Annotated in this window: 12 protein-coding genes; all 12 read left to right on the plus strand. The window is 47.9% G+C overall.

The genetic code is table 11. The features are described 5' to 3' along the window. Window positions 1-410: 410 nt before the first annotated feature. Window positions 411-1,022: an urease accessory protein UreG gene (gene ureG / locus ACR0QE_RS02060; RefSeq protein WP_432626729.1), complete on the plus strand. Its 612-nt coding sequence runs from the start codon at window positions 411-413 to the stop codon at window positions 1,020-1,022. Window positions 1,023-1,113: 91 nt separating this feature from the next. Next, the gene (locus ACR0QE_RS02065; protein ID WP_432626730.1) at window positions 1,114-1,944 is read left to right on the plus strand and encodes an urease accessory protein UreD; all 831 of its coding nucleotides are present in this window, start codon (window positions 1,114-1,116) and stop codon (window positions 1,942-1,944) included. A 403-nt stretch (window positions 1,945-2,347) separates the two neighbouring features. Then, window positions 2,348-3,283 (plus strand): 1-phosphofructokinase, encoded by a 936-nt coding sequence (pfkB, locus tag ACR0QE_RS02070; protein WP_432626731.1) that lies wholly within the window; start codon window positions 2,348-2,350, stop codon window positions 3,281-3,283. A gap of 120 nt (window positions 3,284-3,403) precedes the next feature. Further along, window positions 3,404-4,675, plus strand: coding sequence for a zinc-binding dehydrogenase (locus ACR0QE_RS02075; protein ID WP_432626732.1), 1,272 nt, complete (start codon window positions 3,404-3,406; stop codon window positions 4,673-4,675). 51 nt (window positions 4,676-4,726) lie between these two features. Further along, window positions 4,727-5,488 carry a DeoR/GlpR family DNA-binding transcription regulator gene (locus ACR0QE_RS02080; protein WP_432626733.1) on the plus strand — a complete coding sequence of 254 codons (762 nt, stop codon included), beginning with the start codon at window positions 4,727-4,729 and terminating at the stop codon, window positions 5,486-5,488. Between the two features lie 47 nt (window positions 5,489-5,535). Continuing rightward, on the plus strand, window positions 5,536-7,464 hold the full coding sequence (locus ACR0QE_RS02085; protein ID WP_432626734.1) for a PTS mannitol transporter subunit IICBA: 1,929 nt from the start codon (window positions 5,536-5,538) through the stop codon (window positions 7,462-7,464). A 384-nt stretch (window positions 7,465-7,848) separates the two neighbouring features. Further along, a complete protein-coding gene (locus tag ACR0QE_RS02090) occupies window positions 7,849-12,153 on the plus strand; it encodes a hemoblobin-interacting domain-containing protein (RefSeq protein ID WP_432626735.1) in 4,305 nt (1,434 codons plus the stop codon). A gap of 340 nt (window positions 12,154-12,493) precedes the next feature. Next, a complete protein-coding gene (locus ACR0QE_RS02095) occupies window positions 12,494-13,384 on the plus strand; it encodes a transporter substrate-binding domain-containing protein (protein ID WP_432626736.1) in 891 nt (296 codons plus the stop codon). Window positions 13,385-13,428: 44 nt separating this feature from the next. Continuing rightward, window positions 13,429-14,079, plus strand: a complete 651-nt coding sequence (locus ACR0QE_RS02100) for an amino acid ABC transporter permease (RefSeq protein ID WP_432626737.1) — start codon at window positions 13,429-13,431, stop codon at window positions 14,077-14,079. A gap of 19 nt (window positions 14,080-14,098) precedes the next feature. Further along, on the plus strand, window positions 14,099-14,866 hold the full coding sequence (locus ACR0QE_RS02105; protein ID WP_432626738.1) for an amino acid ABC transporter ATP-binding protein: 768 nt from the start codon (window positions 14,099-14,101) through the stop codon (window positions 14,864-14,866). 198 nt (window positions 14,867-15,064) lie between these two features. After that, complete coding sequence (locus ACR0QE_RS02110) at window positions 15,065-16,051, plus strand: diaminopimelate dehydrogenase (protein ID WP_432626739.1); 987 nt, start codon at window positions 15,065-15,067, stop codon at window positions 16,049-16,051. A gap of 144 nt (window positions 16,052-16,195) precedes the next feature. Continuing rightward, the gene (fliB, locus tag ACR0QE_RS02115; RefSeq protein WP_432626740.1) at window positions 16,196-17,449 is read left to right on the plus strand and encodes a flagellin lysine-N-methylase; all 1,254 of its coding nucleotides are present in this window, start codon (window positions 16,196-16,198) and stop codon (window positions 17,447-17,449) included. Window positions 17,450-17,674 lie beyond the last annotated feature (225 nt).

A 17,674-nucleotide genomic window follows, 5' to 3' on the forward strand; every position in this document is an offset into this window, starting at 1 on the left:
AACGAGTACTGCGGTAAAAGAATATATCAATAATCAAAAAAATAAATGATTTAAAATATTTTAAGATCATTACGCATTCACCCACGTCTGATCCGGTTGGTCAGGCGTGGTACTCTGCGATTTTGATAGAAATTTGTATGAGAGTAAGAATAGTTTGTAGAGTTAAGGCGACGGAGGGCGGGAAAGTGCAGGCAAACCCGTGTGAAGCGTCGGTGTTTAGGTTGCGTATTTTGCAACCTTATGCACCGCTACGCTGAACCCGGAGCGAGAGCGTGTTTGCATGACTTTACCCGCCGGAGGAGCCGGAGTCATTTGAGAAAAATAGAATAGATTTAAATTTATTGAAAATTGGAAAAGGCAGAACAAGAGAATCTGGAGGAGTCATTTAAGAGAATGAGGAGGGATGAGAAATGTCTTACGTAAAAATCGGAGTTGCAGGTCCGGTTGGATCTGGCAAGACAGCATTGATTGAGATACTGACGAGAAAAATGGCGCAGGAATACAGCATCGGTGTCATCACCAATGATATTTATACGAAAGAAGATGCGGAATTTCTCTGCAAGAACAGTATCATGCCAAAAGAGCGCATCATCGGTGTGGAGACCGGTGGCTGTCCACACACCGCAATCCGCGAGGATGCTTCCATGAATCTTGAGGCGGTTGATGAGATGATGAGCCGTTTCCCTGATATTCAGATCATTTTTATCGAGAGCGGCGGAGATAACCTCTCCGCGACATTCAGCCCGGAACTTGCGGATGCAACGATCTTTGTCATTGATGTCGCAGAGGGAGACAAGATTCCGAGAAAAGGAGGTCCGGGAATCACGCGATCCGATCTGCTTGTGATCAATAAGATTGATCTCGCACCGATGGTCGGTGCAAGCCTTGAGGTCATGGAGAGAGATTCGAAAAAGATGAGAGGAGAGAGACCTTTCTTATTTACAAATATCCGCGGAGATCAAGGTGTGGATGAGGTTGTGCGCTGGATCAAGCGAAGTGTACTCTTAGAAGACGCAAAGTAAGAAAAACAGGAAAGCATAAGAAGTAAGCAGAAGAATAGAGCCATAAAAGGAAACGTGCAAACCAGAGAAAGCAAGGAGGCGGCGAAATCTGATGAAAGAAAATCCATTTGGGCGAACTTCCACCCTGCATCTGATGGCATCTGTCTCAGAGCGAGGCGATCAGCCTGATCATGCAGAGACGTATCTGAAAGAAATGCGTTTTACCGCCCCGTACAAAGTGCTCTCGCCATTTAAGCGGGAGGATGGAAGCATTGAGGTGATGATTCTCGCTGTGTCCGCCGGAATCATGGAGGGGGATACTCAGCAGATCGAGCTTGAGACAGAACCGGGCGCAGTGATGGAGTGTACTTCCCAGTCATTTGAGAAAATCCACAAGATGAATGGAGGATACGCAAAACGCGAAACGCAGATCCGGGTTGCGGACGACTCAACGCTGATCTATCGCCCGCTTCCGGTAATTCCGTTTGCACAGTCGGATTTTCGGAGCAGGACAGAAATTGATCTTGAAAGCGCGCAGAGCAGGATGATTTATCAGGAAATTCTCTCTTGCGGGCGAAGTGCAAGTGGAGAGCGCTTTGCCTACCGCAGATACGATGCGAGAATTCTGGTCAGACGGAAAGGAAAACTGGTTTACCGCGAAAACTGCCGGTTTGATCCGAACCGCTATGAGATGGAGGCGGTCGGAATGTTTGAGGGACATTCCCATCTCGCCAACCTGCTTCTGTTTGGCATGAATGAAGCAGTGGATGAGGAGATCAGAACCTGTATCCGGGAAAAAATTGAGAACGACCTGGAGATCTGCGGAGGACTCAGCGTGACTGCGTATGGGGATACGGTGATCCGAATTTTCGGAGACCGCGCCCAGAAACTGCAGGAAGTCTGTGAAAAGATCTGTAAGACAATTCATACAAATTTTATGTGACTTTGTTTGCTGGAGATTTCGGAGAAAACCGTGTGGGAGAATTTCTGATCGAAAATACAAAAAAGAAGATATAGACAGGAAAAAGAGAGAGGTGCCTCTGTGCGCGGAGGTTTTCTCTCTTTTTCTTTTTATATATTTTAGGACAAGCCAGAGACAGATCTGATGACGGGGAACGGTGTATCCGGTGATTTCTTGTAATTATTCAAGCGTCGGCTGCTGTATTTGTATGGGATTGTTGGTTTTTACAATGCGCGGTGTTGAAACAAAAGCAGAATCATGTAAAAATTAAATAGATTGTTTTTAAAATAACAGTTGACTTTTGGAAAAAATGTGATATTCTAAAGATACAAGATGTTGAAACAACAATTAACAACTGTTAAAACAAAAGTGCGGGAGGTTTACAATGATCTATACGGTGACTTTGAATCCGGCTTTGGACAAAACCGTTGAGATTCCTTCTCTGACGGTGGACAGCGTCAATCGAATTACCACGATGCGGACAGATCCGGGCGGAAAGGGAATCAACGTTTCGAAAGTGATCGATAAGCTGGGCGGAAAGAGTATTGCAATCGGAATCCTCGGGGGAGATACCGGTCGCAGCATTCAGACAGCACTCAAGCGCATGGGACTTGACACAGACTTCTGTTTCGTCGAGGGCGAGACGAGAACCAATATGAAGGTGATCGATCCGGTAAATCACACAAATACCGATATCAATGAGCCGGGAGTTACGGTTTCCAAAGAGATTCTGGATGCTCTGCTCGATGATCTTCTGGAAAAGATTTCAGCGGGAGACATTGTTGTGATCTCCGGAAGCATGCCGAAGGGATCTCCGGAAGATACCTACTATGTGTGGACAAAAGCGTGCCGGGAGAAAGGTGCAAAAGTCATTCTCGATGCAGACGGAGCCCTGTTTGCAACAGGAGTTAAGGCTTCTCCGTATCTGGTAAAGCCAAATAACCATGAGCTCTCAAGATTTGCCGGACGTACACTCGAGACGGTGGAGGAGCTTGAGGCGGAAGCGAAGAAGCTGATGCAGGAATACGGAATTGAGAAAGTTGTCGTTTCGATGGGAGGCGACGGAGCTCTGTATGTGACGAAAGAGAAGACGATCTATGCAGAGGGACTTAAAGTTCCGGTCGGAAGTACGGTCGGAGCAGGGGACAGCGTTGTTGCAGCACTTGCATTTGCCGAGGAGAAGGGAAGCAGTCTTGAAGACACGGTTCGTCTCTCGACGGCGACCGGAGGAGCAAATGTGATGTGCAGCGGAACGCAGGCAGCAGAGTATGAAGTGATCGAATCTCTGATTCCGAAGGTAACGTTCCGTACTTTGATCTGAAAATTTCAAGATTAAAAGTTTTGAAGAAATAATAGAGAAACGAAAAAAGAAATCAACACAAACAGAATTGCAGGATTGCAAATCGGGGAAAAGTTCATTAAGATAGAAAGGAGTTTTATTATGAAAGCAAGAGGCGTAAGACTTCACGCAGCAAATGATCTGAGACTGGAGGAATTTGAACTTCCGGAGATCACAGATGACGAGATTCTCGTTAAGGTAGTTTCTGATAGTATCTGTATGTCCACTTACAAGTGCGCAATTCTCGGAACCGGACACAAGCGTGTTCATCCGGACGTTGCAGAGCATCCGGCAATCATGGGACATGAGTTTGCAGGTGATATCGTAAAGGTCGGCAAGAATCATCAGGATACCTTCAAGCCAGGCATGAAATTTACTCTTCAGCCGGCATTAAACTACAAGGGAACGATGTGGAGCCCGGGCTACTCTTACGAGTTCTTCGGCGGAGACACAACTTACTGTGTCATCCCGGCTGAGGTTATGGAGCTTGGCTGTCTGCTCGAGTACAAGGGCCGTGCATATTACGAGGCATCCCTCGCAGAGCCGATGTCCTGCAGCATCGGAGCTTTCCACGCTGCTTACCACACTCAGATGGGTGTCTATGAGCATTTCATGGGAATCAAGGAAGGCGGAAAGCTGGCAATTATGGCAGGTGCAGGCCCGATGGGACTTGGCGCTCTGACCTATGCACTTCACTGCGACCGCCGTCCGTCGATGGTTGTTGTGACCGATCTGAACCAGGAGCGTCTTGACCGTGCAGCAGAGCTGTTCCCGCCGGCAGAAGTTGCAAAGGAGGAAGGAATTGAGCTTCACTTTGTAAATACCGGAAATTACGAGGATCCGGTTGCAGAACTGTTAAAGATTTCCGGTGGTACCGGTTATGATGATGTTCTGTGCTATGCACCGGTTGCATCCGTAGTGACCCAGTCCAGCGCCATTCTCGGACGTGACGGCTGCTTAAACTTCTTTGCAGGCCCGACCGACAAGAACTTCAGCTCCACAATGAACTTCTACGATGTTCATTACAATTCCACTCATGTTATGGGAACAACCGGTGGAAATACCGCAGATATGGTAGAGTCCCTGAAGCTGACCGCAGAGGGACGCATCGATCCGGCTGTTATGGTAACCCATATCGGAGGTCTGGATGCAGCAGCAGATACCACTCTGAATCTTCCTAAGATCCCGGGCGGAAAGAAGCTGATCTACACCCATTTGGAGCTGCCGCTGACTGCACTGACAGATCTGCGCGCAAAGGGAGAGAAAGAGAACGATTCCCGCTTCATCGAGCTTGCAGACATTGTAGATGCACATAAGGGTCTGTGGTGCCCGGAGGCAGAGGAGTATCTGCTGTCTCACTTCACCCAGAATTAATTCGTGTCAGAATCCTGTCTGTGATTCTGACACAGACAGGAGAAATTATATATGGATTCAATGGAAATGCGCAGAGATGCGATTGTTCAACTGATCAATGAAAACGGCACAGTCAGTTTTTCCCAGATAAAAAAAGCATTTCCGCATGTATCCGAGATGACGCTGCGCACGGATCTGAAATTCCTCGATGAGGAACAGAAAATCCTCCGTGTACACGGGGGCGCAAGATCCGTGCAGGTGCTCATCGGAACAGATGATGATCTGAACCGGAAAGCAGTGCGGAATATTCCAGAAAAACAGAAAATAGCAGAGAAGGCGCTTGGCCTGATTCATCCGGACACGACGATTTTTCTCGATTCCGGAAGTACGGCAACGATGTTTGCGGGAAAGTTTCCGGATCAGTCCAGCCTGATTTACACGACAGGTCTCAGCTGTGCGACGGAACTGGCAAAACTTTCCAGTCCGACGGTGATGATTCCAGGGGGGAAACTCAACCGTTACAGCCAGAGTGTGTGTGGAATTTCTGCGATTCGGGAGCTTGAGAGGGTCAATTTTTATCAGGCATTTCTGGGAGTGACGGGCTATCATCCCCAGTCAGGTTTTACCTGTGGCATCAGTGATGAGGCAATCTTGAAGCAGACGGCGATCCGTCAGGCGGATCAGGTCATTGTGATGATGGATTCCTCAAAAATTGATGTGAAAAGCAGTTTCTCTATTTGCGGACTGAAGGAAATCGACATCGTTGTATCGGATGGAAAACTGCCGGATGAATTTCTAGCAGAATGCAGAAAGAACGGCGTTACAGTATTATAGGACAGTTGATCCATTCCCCATTGAGAAAAAATGGAGGAGGGGTTTTCGTGAAAAATAATGTACAGAAATTCGGTAAGTTTCTGTCGGGTATGGTGATGCCGAATATCGGCGCACTGATTGCATTCGGATTTCTTGCAGCTCTGTTTATTGATACGGGCTGGATGCCGAATGAGGGGTTTAACAGCATGGTTGGTCCGATGCTGACCTATCTGATTCCGGTGCTGATTGCATCGACCGGAGGAAGAATGATCGGCGGTGATCGCGGACGTGTTGCGGGGGCAATCGCCGTGATCGGAGCAATCATGAGCAACACAAGTATTACAATGCTGATGGCAGCGATGGTTATGGGACCGTTGGCTGGCTTCTGCGTGAAAAAGTTTGATGAGGCAATGGATGGCCATATGCCGGCAGGATTTGAGATGCTGATCAACAACTTCTCAGTTGGAATCATCGGTATGATCCTTGCAATGCTTGGCTACACAATTATCGGACCGGTGATGAGCGGAATTCTCATGGTTCTTTCTGCCGGTGTCAATGTTCTGGTTCAGAACAGTCTGCTTCCTCTGGTGGCAATCTTTATCGAACCTGCAAAGGTTTTATTCCTGAATAATGCGATCAATCACGGTATCTTTACACCGATTGCAACGGCACAGGCAGCTGAGACCGGGAAATCCATCATGTATATGCTGGAGCCGAATCCGGGTCCGGGTCTTGGAGTTCTTCTCGCTTACCTCTTCTTCTGCAAGGATAAGACGACAAAGGATTCTGTTCCGGGTGCAGTAATCATTCATCTGCTCGGTGGAATTCATGAGATTTACTTCCCGTATATTCTGATGAACCCACTTGTATTAATTGCACCTATTTTAGGCAGTGTGGCAGGAATTTTCTGGTTCAATATGACTGGTTGCGGTCTTGTGGGACCGGCTTCTCCGGGCTCAATCATCGCCTATCTGATGATGACGCCGGGAAGTGATCTGATCAAGGTGATTATCGGAGTCCTGATTTCTACCGGAATTTCGTTTGCAGCTGCAGCGCCGATTGTAAAGCTTGCAGGTGGAAAGAGTCTTGAGGCAGCACAGAGTGAGATGGCATCGATGAAGGCAGAGGCCAAAGGGGAGACGGCAGCTGCAAATTCTGGAATGTCTGACAAGATTGAGAATACAGAGAAAGTCAGAAAAATTATCTTTGCGTGTGATGCCGGAATGGGATCTTCCGCAATGGGAGCGACCAAGTTCCGCAACCGCATCAAGGCAGAGCGCCCGGACATTTCCGTGTCCAACACTTCCGTGGATAATATTCCGGCGGACTGTGATATCGCGGTTGTGCAGACAACACTCGCAGAGCGTGCAAGAAAGTCTGCGCCTCAGGCAAAACTCATCACCATCGGAAATTTCCTTGCAGATCCGGCGCTTGATGAGCTCTATGCACAGCTTACAAAAAAGGCTGAGCCTGTAAAAAATGCAACAGAAAATGAAAATGAGACTGCAAGTGAGACTATAAGTGCATCTGCTCCAGCAGGCAAGACAGCTGAGGATAAGGGCAAGGCTGTGGAGCGTCCGTCAATCATCATTGCAGACGGAATCAAGCTGGGACAGAAACCGGTGACGAAGGAAGAGGCGATCCAGGCGGCAGGAGAACTGCTTGAGAAGCTCGGCTATGTAGATGGAACCTATGTGGAAGCCATGCAGGAGAGAGAACGTCTCGTGTCGACTTACATCGGCATGGGTGTCGCAATCCCTCACGGAACCACACAGGCGAAGGGAACCGTAAAGAAAACGGGTATCGTATTCCTGCAGTATCCGGAGGGCGTTGACTTCGGAGCTGAGAAGGCACAGCTTGTGTTCGGAATTGCCGGAATCGGCGATGAGCATCTGGAGATTCTGAGTAATCTCTGCACCTTGCTTGAGGATCCGGAGCGTCTCGAACAGCTCAAAACGACGAAAGATGTCGACTGGGTTCTCAAACAGCTTGCATAGATCTGTTTGGAAAAATAAAATGAAAATTTGATTGGAAATGAAAAAAATTTTCAGGAGAATTCTGAGGGGATTGAGAAAAAAATATAAATAACAGTGAGAGGGAGACGTGTCCTGAATTTCAGGATAACGTCTCCTTTTTGCATTGTTGAGAAAAAGTCTCACATTGATGAAAATGATTCTCAATATCGATCTTGAAACGGAGAGAGTGCTTTGCTATGATGAAATCTGTGAAAATTGTGTGAACAATTCTCGAATATGTGTGCCGTAATGATAAAAATTTTGGCTTCTTTTTGATACAAAATGACAAGATACAGGTCGGATTCATTCGAGAAAAATCGGGAAAACTGTTCGTTCAAAATATAAAAAGGACTCAGGAGGTTTATTGTGAAGAAAAAGGGTTTTACAGGCATGGCAGCAGCGCTGATGTTTTCTCTGTCAGTGACAAATATCTCTTCTCTGGCAGCAGTGGCAGATAATACAGGAAGATGGGAGAAATCTGCGCAGACCGGCGAGTGGAGCTATCGGCTGGGACAGGGACTTGTACAGAATGAGTGGCTTTTATGCCAGGGCAAATGGTACCGCTTTGATGCGAATGGTAAGATGCTGACTGGCTGGTATCAGGATCAGGAGACGAAAATTTGGTACTATCTTGGCACTGATGGAGCAATGGTAACAGGTTGGGCGGCTGTGAATGGACGTTGGTATTACATGAATGCGAATGGTCAGATGCTGGCAAACCAGACAACCCCGGATGGCTATCAGGTAAACGCAGACGGTGCATGGGTGAATGAGGCAGGAATCCCATACTCTGCACCGATGCAGACCGGAACGACTTCTGGCGGTTCTAGCAGTGGTTCTAAAAGTTCAGGTGGTTCAGGAAGCAGCAGCTCAGGCGGTAGCTCCAGCAGTTCAGGCGGAAGCTCCAATTCCGGAACAACCGGTGACAATACGTCAAATGGCGCAGATAATACCGATGACAATAATAACGGCGGCGACAACGCCGGCGATAACAACAATAATGGCAATGGTTCCAATAATGGATCAAATAATGGTTCTTCCAGCGATAAGGGGGACAAGAAGGATGATGGAACGGTAACTCCGGGTGAACCGGATCAGCCAAGCAATCCGGAACAGCCGGAGGAAACCGCACTTGTTGTGGAGAGCCAGACGAAGCTGATTGATCTTGGATGGAGTCAGTATGTGACCGTTGCATTTGCGAAGGGATATTCTCTGGACAACTGCAAGATTCTTGTGGACGGCGTTGATGTGACGAGTGCATTCAGCAAGGTAGATGATGAGGGAACTTTCGTAAAGTGGGAACTGACGGATCTGTATCCAGGTTCGCTGTCTGTTGTCGCTGAGGATGGCACAACTCAGGTAGTCCGCCTGAGTGATAATCTGGCACCGACGGCACCTCATGTGGAGAATAAAAACACGGCGCCGGCAAGTTTTCTTGCGCACGGTTCTGTATACGTGTGGGACTATCATTTGACTAACTACGATGAGGATGGAAATGTGCGTGTACATCCGACAAAGACCACTTTCTCTCTGGGTCAGAAGTCAAACGCAATTCCGTTCTATTCCCCGGATGCAGAGCTGACGGAAGATGAAAGCAATTTCTATGGTGTAGGCGGACAGGCAGTCATCATGTTCAACTATACCACAGAGGCAGACAAGCAGTGGTTTGATGCGATCAGCGATGTTGATCTTGTCGCAGACAACGGCAACAACAGCACGTTGAATGACAACTTAAATTATGAAAAGAAACTGGCAGATCACAATGGAAATGAGGTTGGTCAGATCGTTGTTCCGCTTGGTCAGTCAAACTTCTATTCCAACGGTCGTTACTATCTGAGAATTCGTTCCGGCGGGAAGAGCACTCTGTTTCCGATCCATGTAGTGAACGGAACGGCTCCGTCGATGAAGCTTGCTGAGGCAGGTTCCATCAAGAGTGGTCAGAACGTACACTTCAAGATGGAGAACATGACTTACGGAGTGACGATGCCGATTTACCGCGTGGAGCTCACGGCTCCGGACGGCACGACGAGAGAGCTCGAGAAGATTACCGACTGGTATCTGATCGGCGACAGCTTTGTTCTCTATAACGATGTGACGGCAGAGAATGGAAGAGACAATATTCCGGATAACGGTCTGTACACGCTGACGATCTATGCAGATGGTTTCAAGAATGTGAGCACAACTTTCCAGGTTGGTAGTATGGAAAGCAGCAGTGCAGATGACGATCTGTATGGAATCGATATGATGTCGAGTGCGACAACCGGTGGTGGCGGAAGCAGCAGCGGCGATGCATCTGACGGCGGAAGCGACACGATGTCCGCAGATCTTCTGTTTGATGCAGACCTGCTTGCAAATGCTTTGCTTCTCGATGAGCTTGGCGTGGACAATGAGTATGCGTCTGCGATTGCGGACCGCTGGCTTAGTGATATGTCTGGATACGATGCCGTTCTTGACAGCAATGGAGAATTTTATAGCTTTATCGATTATCGAAATGCAGTCGAGGAGGCAAAGGTTGCAGGCAGATATCTGACTTTTGCGGATTATGTCAAGAGTGGCAATGCCGTGACAACACCGAATCGCCCGTACGCGGTCAAAGAAGTCATGGAGGATAACCTGCTCGGTGAGATTCAGACGAATGGTTCCTATCTTGGCAAGGAGGCTCCGGTTCTGACTCTGGTGAATGAGAACGGCGAGACTCTGAACGAGGTAAAGGAGAACAGCGAAGTACGTTTTGCATGTGCAGATGAGACTTACATGGAGCTGCTGATGGAGAACGCTAAGATCTTTGTCAATGGCGTGAGCTACCAGGCACTCTCCTCTGAGAAGTATCGCGTGGAGGGCAATCAGCTGATTTTTGATGCATCCGTATTCAACCTTGGAAAGAATACCTTCACTGTAAAGATGGATGGGTACAAGGACAACATCGCAAATGTCAATGTTGCAAAGACGGTTGCAGATGCAACTCTGAGCATTGCAGACGATCTCAAGACCGGAAATGAGGTTGAGGTTACAACCGCAGATGAGAGTGGTGATTTCTTCCGCTACATCAACAAGGTAGAGCTGACAAGACCGGATGGAACTGTGAAAACTGTTCTGCCGGATGGTCAGGAGAGCGTTTACGAGAAAGTTGGATATGAGGTTTCCGGAAATGTCCTGACACTCGGAAAAGATCTGTTTACTGAGGCGGGGGCTTATAGCCTGAAAATCTATGCGGAGTACTACGAGGCGCAGGAGATTTCCTTCAACGTGAAAGAGGATGACAGTGAGATTGGCGGAGAAGACCTCGAGCCGGCAAAGCTTCAGAAGGCAGAGAAAGATTTCTTTGGTGACTATTCCCTGACGTTCGGAATGGGAAATGACGACTGGATGAATGCAATCACGGAGATCAGCGTAAATGGCAAGATTTATGAGAAGGGATTTGTATACAATAATACGAGCTACTCTCTGTCTATAACCGATGGCAGAATTTCTCTTGGCGGTGCAGAATTTACGGAGGATATCAATGAGATAGTGATCTGTGCTGAGGGTTACAAGAACCTGATCCTGAAAGTTCAGAAAGACGGCACGATTGTCGATGAGGACAGCGAAATTGACGAGCTTGCACCGGCAGTTGTAAAGAGCGCAGAGAAAGACTTCTTTGGCGATTACGAGCTGATCTTTGGAATGGGAAATGACGACTGGATGAATGCAATCACGGAAGTTACCGTAAATGGTGAGACCTATGATCTCGGTTATGTATGGAACAATAAGAGCTATTCTCTGGCAGTAACCGATGGAAAAATCAAGCTCGGAAATCAGGGATTCACTGAGGATGTCAATGAGATAGTGATCTGTGCTGAGGGTTACGAGGATCTGACTGTAAGTGTCAATAAGGACGGAAGCCTTGCAGATTCCGATGACAATGGCGATAACGGAGAGATCGGGGACGAGGACGGAAAGCTCGAGCCGGCAGAAGTAAAGAGCGTAGAAAAGAGTTTCTTTGGTGGTGATTACACGTTGAGTTTTGGAATGGGCAATGATGATTGGATGAATGCAATCACCGAGGTTACCGTAAATGGAGATGCCTATGAGCAGGGAATGGTATGGGGAGATAAGCATTACTCCCTGGCACTGACTGATGGAAATGTGAAACTCGGTGGTGAGAGCTTTAACGAGGATGTCAACGAAGTAGTAATCTGTGCTGAGGGTTATAAGGATCTGACACTCTGGATCACGAAGGACGGAAAGCTGACCGAGGAGCCGGCAGATGCAGAGGAGATCAGCACCACGGAAACAACTGTTGCAGATGCAGAGGAGATCACTTCTGAGGACGAGATCATCGCAGATACTTCTAAGAATGAGAATCAGAATGAAAAGACTGAGGATCAGGAGAAGGAAGACAGCACAGATGTAACTGAGGATGCAGATGTGGCAGATGATGAGATTGAAGATACAGACGATGAAATCTTTGATGATGAAACCGTTTCAGATGATCGGGATGATCAGAGCAATCAGGCAGATGACGTAGAGGATACAGATCCAGATCAGGCAAAGGATTCGGAAGAGAGCAACGACGAGGAGAACAATGCAGACAAAGCAGATGCCGTAGAAGTTACCGAAGAGGATACGAAATATGGGAAGGAAGCTGAGACGGAGATTGCCCGGGAATCCAAGGAGACTGAGGAAGTATAAAATTTCAAACGCTAGAAACTTTTAAGTCGGGGTAGTTCACCTTCGGAAATTTCAGAACAGTCGGAAACCAAGGTGCAGAAAAAGAAAAATAGTAATTAGGTTTAAAAGATCGCCAGTTCCGGTAAATGCCGGTGCTGGCGATTTTCTGTTGGTTTTAGCGCTTCTTTGAGAAAAAAGGATAGACAGAATCACTTTAGCATGCTAATATGGTAACGTGAGCGAAAAGAACGGCACCGGATTTCAGATTGTCTGGCATTTCGAGAAAGAGAAAAACGGAGAAAAGCCAAATGATGTGCGATCCGCAGAATGTAGAAATACATTCGGAAAGAGGAGGAAAATTATGAAAAAGAGAATGGTAAGCCTGATGATGGCAGGAGTGATGGCAGCATCTTTAGCTGGATGTGGCGGCTCAAAGGCAGATGCTACGACAGCAGCAGAGACCAAAGCTGAGGAGACGACGGCGGAGAGCAAGGCAGAGGAGACTTCCGCAGAGTCAAAAGCAGAGAGCAGTGAGGCAGCAGGCGATCACGAAGGCAAATTTATCGTAGGATTTGATCAGGATTTTCCGCCGATGGGCTTTGTCGGAGATGACGGACAGTACACCGGATTTGATCTGGATCTTGCAAAAGAAGTGGCATCCCGCCTGAATCTGGAATTTGTTCCGCAGCCGATCGCCTGGGATTCCAAGGATATGGAGCTGAATTCCGGAACGATTGACTGTATCTGGAATGGATTTACGATGAACGGAAGAGAGGACGCTTACACCTGGAGTGAGCCGTATATGAACAACTCTCAGGTTGTTGTTGTGAATGCAGATTCCGGCATTGAGAAGCTGTCCGATCTGGCAGGCAAGATCGTTGAGGTTCAGGCAGATTCCTCCGCAGAGGCAGCACTGAAAGACAACACCGAGCTTTCTTCCACATTCGGAACCCTTCAGACTACCCCGGATTACAATACTGCATTTATGGATCTTGAGATGGGCGCAGTCGATGCGATCGCAATGGATGTCATCGTTGCTGGATACCAGATTGAGCAGAGAGACGACGGAAGCAAGTTCAAGATTCTTGACGAGGATCTGGCATCTGAGGAGTACGGAATCGGCTTTAAGAAGGGCAATGAGGAGCTGAGAGATAAAGTTCAGAGTACTCTTGAGGAGATGGCAAAGGACGGAAAGATGGAGGAGATCTCCAACCAGTGGTTTGGTCGTGACGTTACGACGATCGCAAAATAAAAAAGTGAAAGAGTTTTAAAAGGAAAAGGAGCAGAGAGATAGATATGCAATGGAATACGATGTTTTCGCAGTTAGCCGGAGGAATGCTGGTCAGTACACAGATATTTGTGGTGACACTGGTCTTCTCTCTGCCCCTGGGACTTCTGATTTCGTTTGGCAGAATGTCGAAAAACCGCGTGATTCAGGGAATTGTCAAAGCGTATATTTCCGTGATGCGCGGAACCCCGCTGATGCTTCAGCTGATGGTAGTTTACTTTGGACCGTACTACCTGTTCGGAATTAAGATTGGAAATGGATACCGTCTGTGGGCGGCATTCATCGGATTTATCATCAACTATGCCGCATATTTCGCAGAGATTTATCGAAGCGGAATCCAGTCGATGCCGGCAGGACAGTATGAGGCGGCAAAGATTCTTGGATACAGCAAGAGTCAGACCTTCTTCAAGATCATTCTTCCTCAGGTGATGAAACGGATTCTGCCGTCGATCACGAATGAGGTCATCACTCTGGTCAAGGATACGTCTCTGGCGTTCTCGATCAGTGTACTTGAGATGTTTGCGATCGCAAAGGCGCTTGCATCTTCACAGACAAGCCTGATGCCGTTTGTGGCAGCCGGTGTATTTTACTATGTATTCAACCTGATTGTGGCAGTCGCAATGGAGTATATCGAAAAGCGGCTCTCGTATTATCAGTAGGCGGAGGATATCGGATATTATGAATTTACTGGAAATGAAAAATGTAAAAAAATCCTTTGGCGATCTCGATGTCATCAAAGACATCTCGCTTTCTGTCGGAGAGGGTGAGATTGTCTCTGTGATCGGACCGTCGGGTTCCGGAAAATCCACCCTGCTGAGATGTGCAACCATGCTTGAGACGATGGACTGCGGAGAACTGATCTATCTCGGACAGAAAGCAGCGTGGAATGATGCGAATGGAAATGTGGTATATGCGCCGAAGAAGGAACTGAGAAAAATTCAGGAAAACTACGGTCTGGTATTCCAGAACTTCAATCTTTTCCCGCATTTCTCTGTGCTGAAAAATGTCATGGATGCGCCGATCAGTGTGCAGAAGCGCGACAAGGAGGAAGTCAGAAAGACAGCGATGGAGCTCCTCAAAAAAATGGGGCTTGCGGACAAGGCAGACGCCTATCCGTGCCAGCTTTCGGGCGGACAGTGTCAGCGTGTGGCGATTGCCCGTGCACTTGCGCTGAACCCGAAGATTCTCTTCTTTGATGAGCCGACTTCCGCCCTTGATCCGGAGCTGACCGGAGAGGTGCTCAAAGTTATCAAGTCTCTGGCAGATCTCCACATCGCGATGGTTATTGTCACCCATGAGATGGCATTTGCGAGAGATATTTCTGACCGCGTGATTTTCATGGCGGGAGGTGTGATTGTCGAGGAGGGAAAACCGGAGCAGGTGTTTGCCTCTGACAATGAGAGAACGAGAAGCTTCCTCGGACGATATGGAGAGATGCTCAAGTAGATTTCAAATTATTGAAAAAAATCCTAAAAAAACAAGATGCCGCTGTGCAGGTGGCATCTTGTTTTTGCGTTAAAGTTCTATTATAATAAAGCGTGTATTTCTGGAAAATAAAAAACGATGAGCAGAAGATGAGCAGAATCTGAAAGGGCAGAAGTACGAAAAAGAATATTTGACAAAATATTTGAGGAGGATAAGACAGTGGCAATCAGAATTGGTATTTTTGGATATGGCAACCTTGGAAAAGGCGTTGAGTGCGCAATCAAGCACAACCCGGATCTGGAGTTAAAGGCAGTATTTACGAGACGTAACCCGGAGGGTGTGAAAATCCTCACCGAGGGTGCTAAGGTATGTGCAGCAGAGGATGCTCCGAAGTGGAAGGATGAGATCGATGTCATGATTCTCTGCGGCGGAAGTGCAACCGATCTTCCGGTTCAGACCCCGAAGCTGGCTGAGTACTTCAACGTAGTGGACAGCTTTGATACCCATGCAAGAATTCCGGAGCACTTTGCAGCTGTTGATGAGGCAGCAAAGAAGAGCGGACATGTCGGAATGATTTCCGTAGGCTGGGATCCGGGTATGTTCTCCTTAAATCGTCTGTATGCAAACTGCATCCTTCCGGGTGGACATGACTACACGTTCTGGGGTAAGGGTGTAAGCCAGGGTCACTCTGACGCAATCCGCCGCATTGATGGCGTAAAGGATGCAAGACAGTACACGATCCCGGTTGAGAGCGCACTTGAGGCAGTCCGCAGCGGCAAGAATCCGGAGCTGACAACCAGAGAAAAGCACACCCGTGAGTGCTTCGTTGTCGCAGAAGAGGGCGCAGACTTAAAGAAGATCGAGGAAGAGATCGTAACGATGCCGAACTATTTTGCCGATTACGATACTACCGTTCACTTCATCAGCGAGGAAGAGCTTCAGCGCGACCATGCAGGTATCCCGCACGGCGGTTTTGTAATCCGTACCGGAAGCACTGGCTGGAACGATGAGAACAATCATGTGATCGAGTACAGCTTAAAGCTGGATTCCAATCCGGAGTTCACCTCCTCTGTTCTGGCAGCATATGCCCGCGCAGCATATCGCATGAGCAAAGAAGGTCAGACCGGCTGCAAGACGGTATTTGATGTAGCACCGGCATATCTGAGCGCACAGGATGGCGCAGAGCTGAGAAAGCACATGCTGTAAGGCTTGGCGTTTAAGTCTAAGAATGAAGCGAAAGCTGAGAAACAAATAAGAAGCGAATAAAATGCGAAGACGTGTCTGGGACCGGGGAGTGGTTTCAGGCACGTTTTTATAAGCAAGAAAGAGACAGGGGCGGGAGAAAGAAACATGCTTTATACATATCCTCATTATTACAAAAAATTCCACTGCACGGCATCAGAGTGCGAAGATACCTGCTGTGCCGGATGGGAGATTATGATTGACAAAAAATCTCTGGAGAAATACAAAAAAGCAGAAAAAGCGGAGGGAGCGTTCGGAAACAGGCTCCACAATTCCATCAACTGGAAAGAAGGTTCTTTCAGCCAGTATCATCACCGCTGTGCACTTCTGAATGATGAGAATCTCTGTGATCTCTACACGGAGATGGGACCGGATTCTCTCTGTAAGACATGCCGGACATATCCGCGCCACATCGAGGAGTTTGACGGAGTGAGAGAGTATTCTCTCTGCATGTCCTGCATGGAGGCGGCAAAAATTGTGCTCGGAACGAAGGAGACTGTTCGGTTTCTCTCAAAAGAGGATGAGAGGGAGGAGAATGAGGATGCGTATGAGGACTTTGATTTCTTTCTTTACACAAAGCTGACGGATGCGAGAGAAAGACTTCTGGAAATTCTTCAAGACCGGACGTTGCGCGCTCCTGTGCGGATGAAGCTCGGTCTGGCGCTTGCACATGATCTTCAGCGCCGAATCCGCGACGGAAAACTTTATGAGGTGGATGCAGTTTTAGAGCGCTTTGGAAAGAGCGACCGTGCTGGGATTCTTCAGAAAAGTTTCGAGAAAAAGAGAACTTCGAAAAAGACAGGATTTGAAAAGACAGATGGCGCTTCTCGCTATGAACTGATGCTTGCACTCTACGAGGAACTTGAGAATCTTGAACCGCTGCATCACCACTGGCCGGAGCATCGAACAAAGATGAAAGAGACACTCTATGAGAACGGAAAATCCGCGTATGAGAGACAGAGAAAAGAGTTTCTTGCATCAGCGGCAGGAGAGCGCATGGAACTGTTTCTGGAACAGCTGATGGTCTATTTTGTCTTCACTTATTTCTGCGGGGCGGTCTACAACGAGAATGCCTACGGAAAGTATAAGTTCTCACTTGCATGTACGATGCTTCTTGAGGATATGGCGCAGGCAGTCTGGGCGCAGAGAGAGAAGTACAGAGCGGATCGTTCTTCGGATGCGGCAGAGCCGGAGAAAGCAGAGACTGCCGACAGCGTAGAGAACTGGTTAATTGATCTCGTGCACCGTTTTTGCCGGGAGGTGGAACACTCCGAGGAAAACTTAAATGCACTCGAAGATGTGATGACGAAAAACGCGGAGTTTGGAATTATGTCATGGATGGAAGCGCTTGAGGAGGAGTAAATTTGGCAGGGTGCTCCGACGGCGAGTAAAGTCAGACAAACACGCTCTCGCTCCGGGTTCGGGCGTAGCGGTGCATAAGGCTGTAAAGGACACAGCCTAAACACCGACGCCTCACACGGGTTTGTCTGTACTTTCTCGCCTTTCGTCGCAAGCACCCAAGACAGACTCGACAAACATTGTTGATGCATACCTTGGTGTGTTTTTTTATCTTACATCGCAAGCACT

This window comes from Brotaphodocola sp. (assembly GCF_050873065.1).
In the GTDB taxonomy this organism is placed as follows: Bacteria; Bacillota; Clostridia; order Lachnospirales; family Lachnospiraceae; genus Brotaphodocola.

Bases quoted from the DNA above. Each gene is read 5' to 3' on its own strand.
- ACR0QE_RS02065 (WP_432626730.1), top strand. From the start codon at position 1,114: ATGAAAGAAAATCCATTTGGGCGAACTTCCACCCTGCATCTGATGGCA.
- ACR0QE_RS02100 (WP_432626737.1), top strand. From the start codon at position 13,429: ATGCAATGGAATACGATGTTTTCGCAGTTAGCCGGAGGAATGCTGGTC.
- ureG (WP_432626729.1), top strand. From the start codon at position 411: ATGTCTTACGTAAAAATCGGAGTTGCAGGTCCGGTTGGATCTGGCAAG.
- pfkB (WP_432626731.1), top strand. From the start codon at position 2,348: ATGATCTATACGGTGACTTTGAATCCGGCTTTGGACAAAACCGTTGAG.
- ACR0QE_RS02075 (WP_432626732.1), top strand. From the start codon at position 3,404: ATGAAAGCAAGAGGCGTAAGACTTCACGCAGCAAATGATCTGAGACTG.
- ACR0QE_RS02080 (WP_432626733.1), top strand. From the start codon at position 4,727: ATGGATTCAATGGAAATGCGCAGAGATGCGATTGTTCAACTGATCAAT.
- ACR0QE_RS02095 (WP_432626736.1), top strand. From the start codon at position 12,494: ATGAAAAAGAGAATGGTAAGCCTGATGATGGCAGGAGTGATGGCAGCA.
- ACR0QE_RS02105 (WP_432626738.1), top strand. From the start codon at position 14,099: ATGAATTTACTGGAAATGAAAAATGTAAAAAAATCCTTTGGCGATCTC.
- fliB (WP_432626740.1), top strand. From the start codon at position 16,196: ATGCTTTATACATATCCTCATTATTACAAAAAATTCCACTGCACGGCA.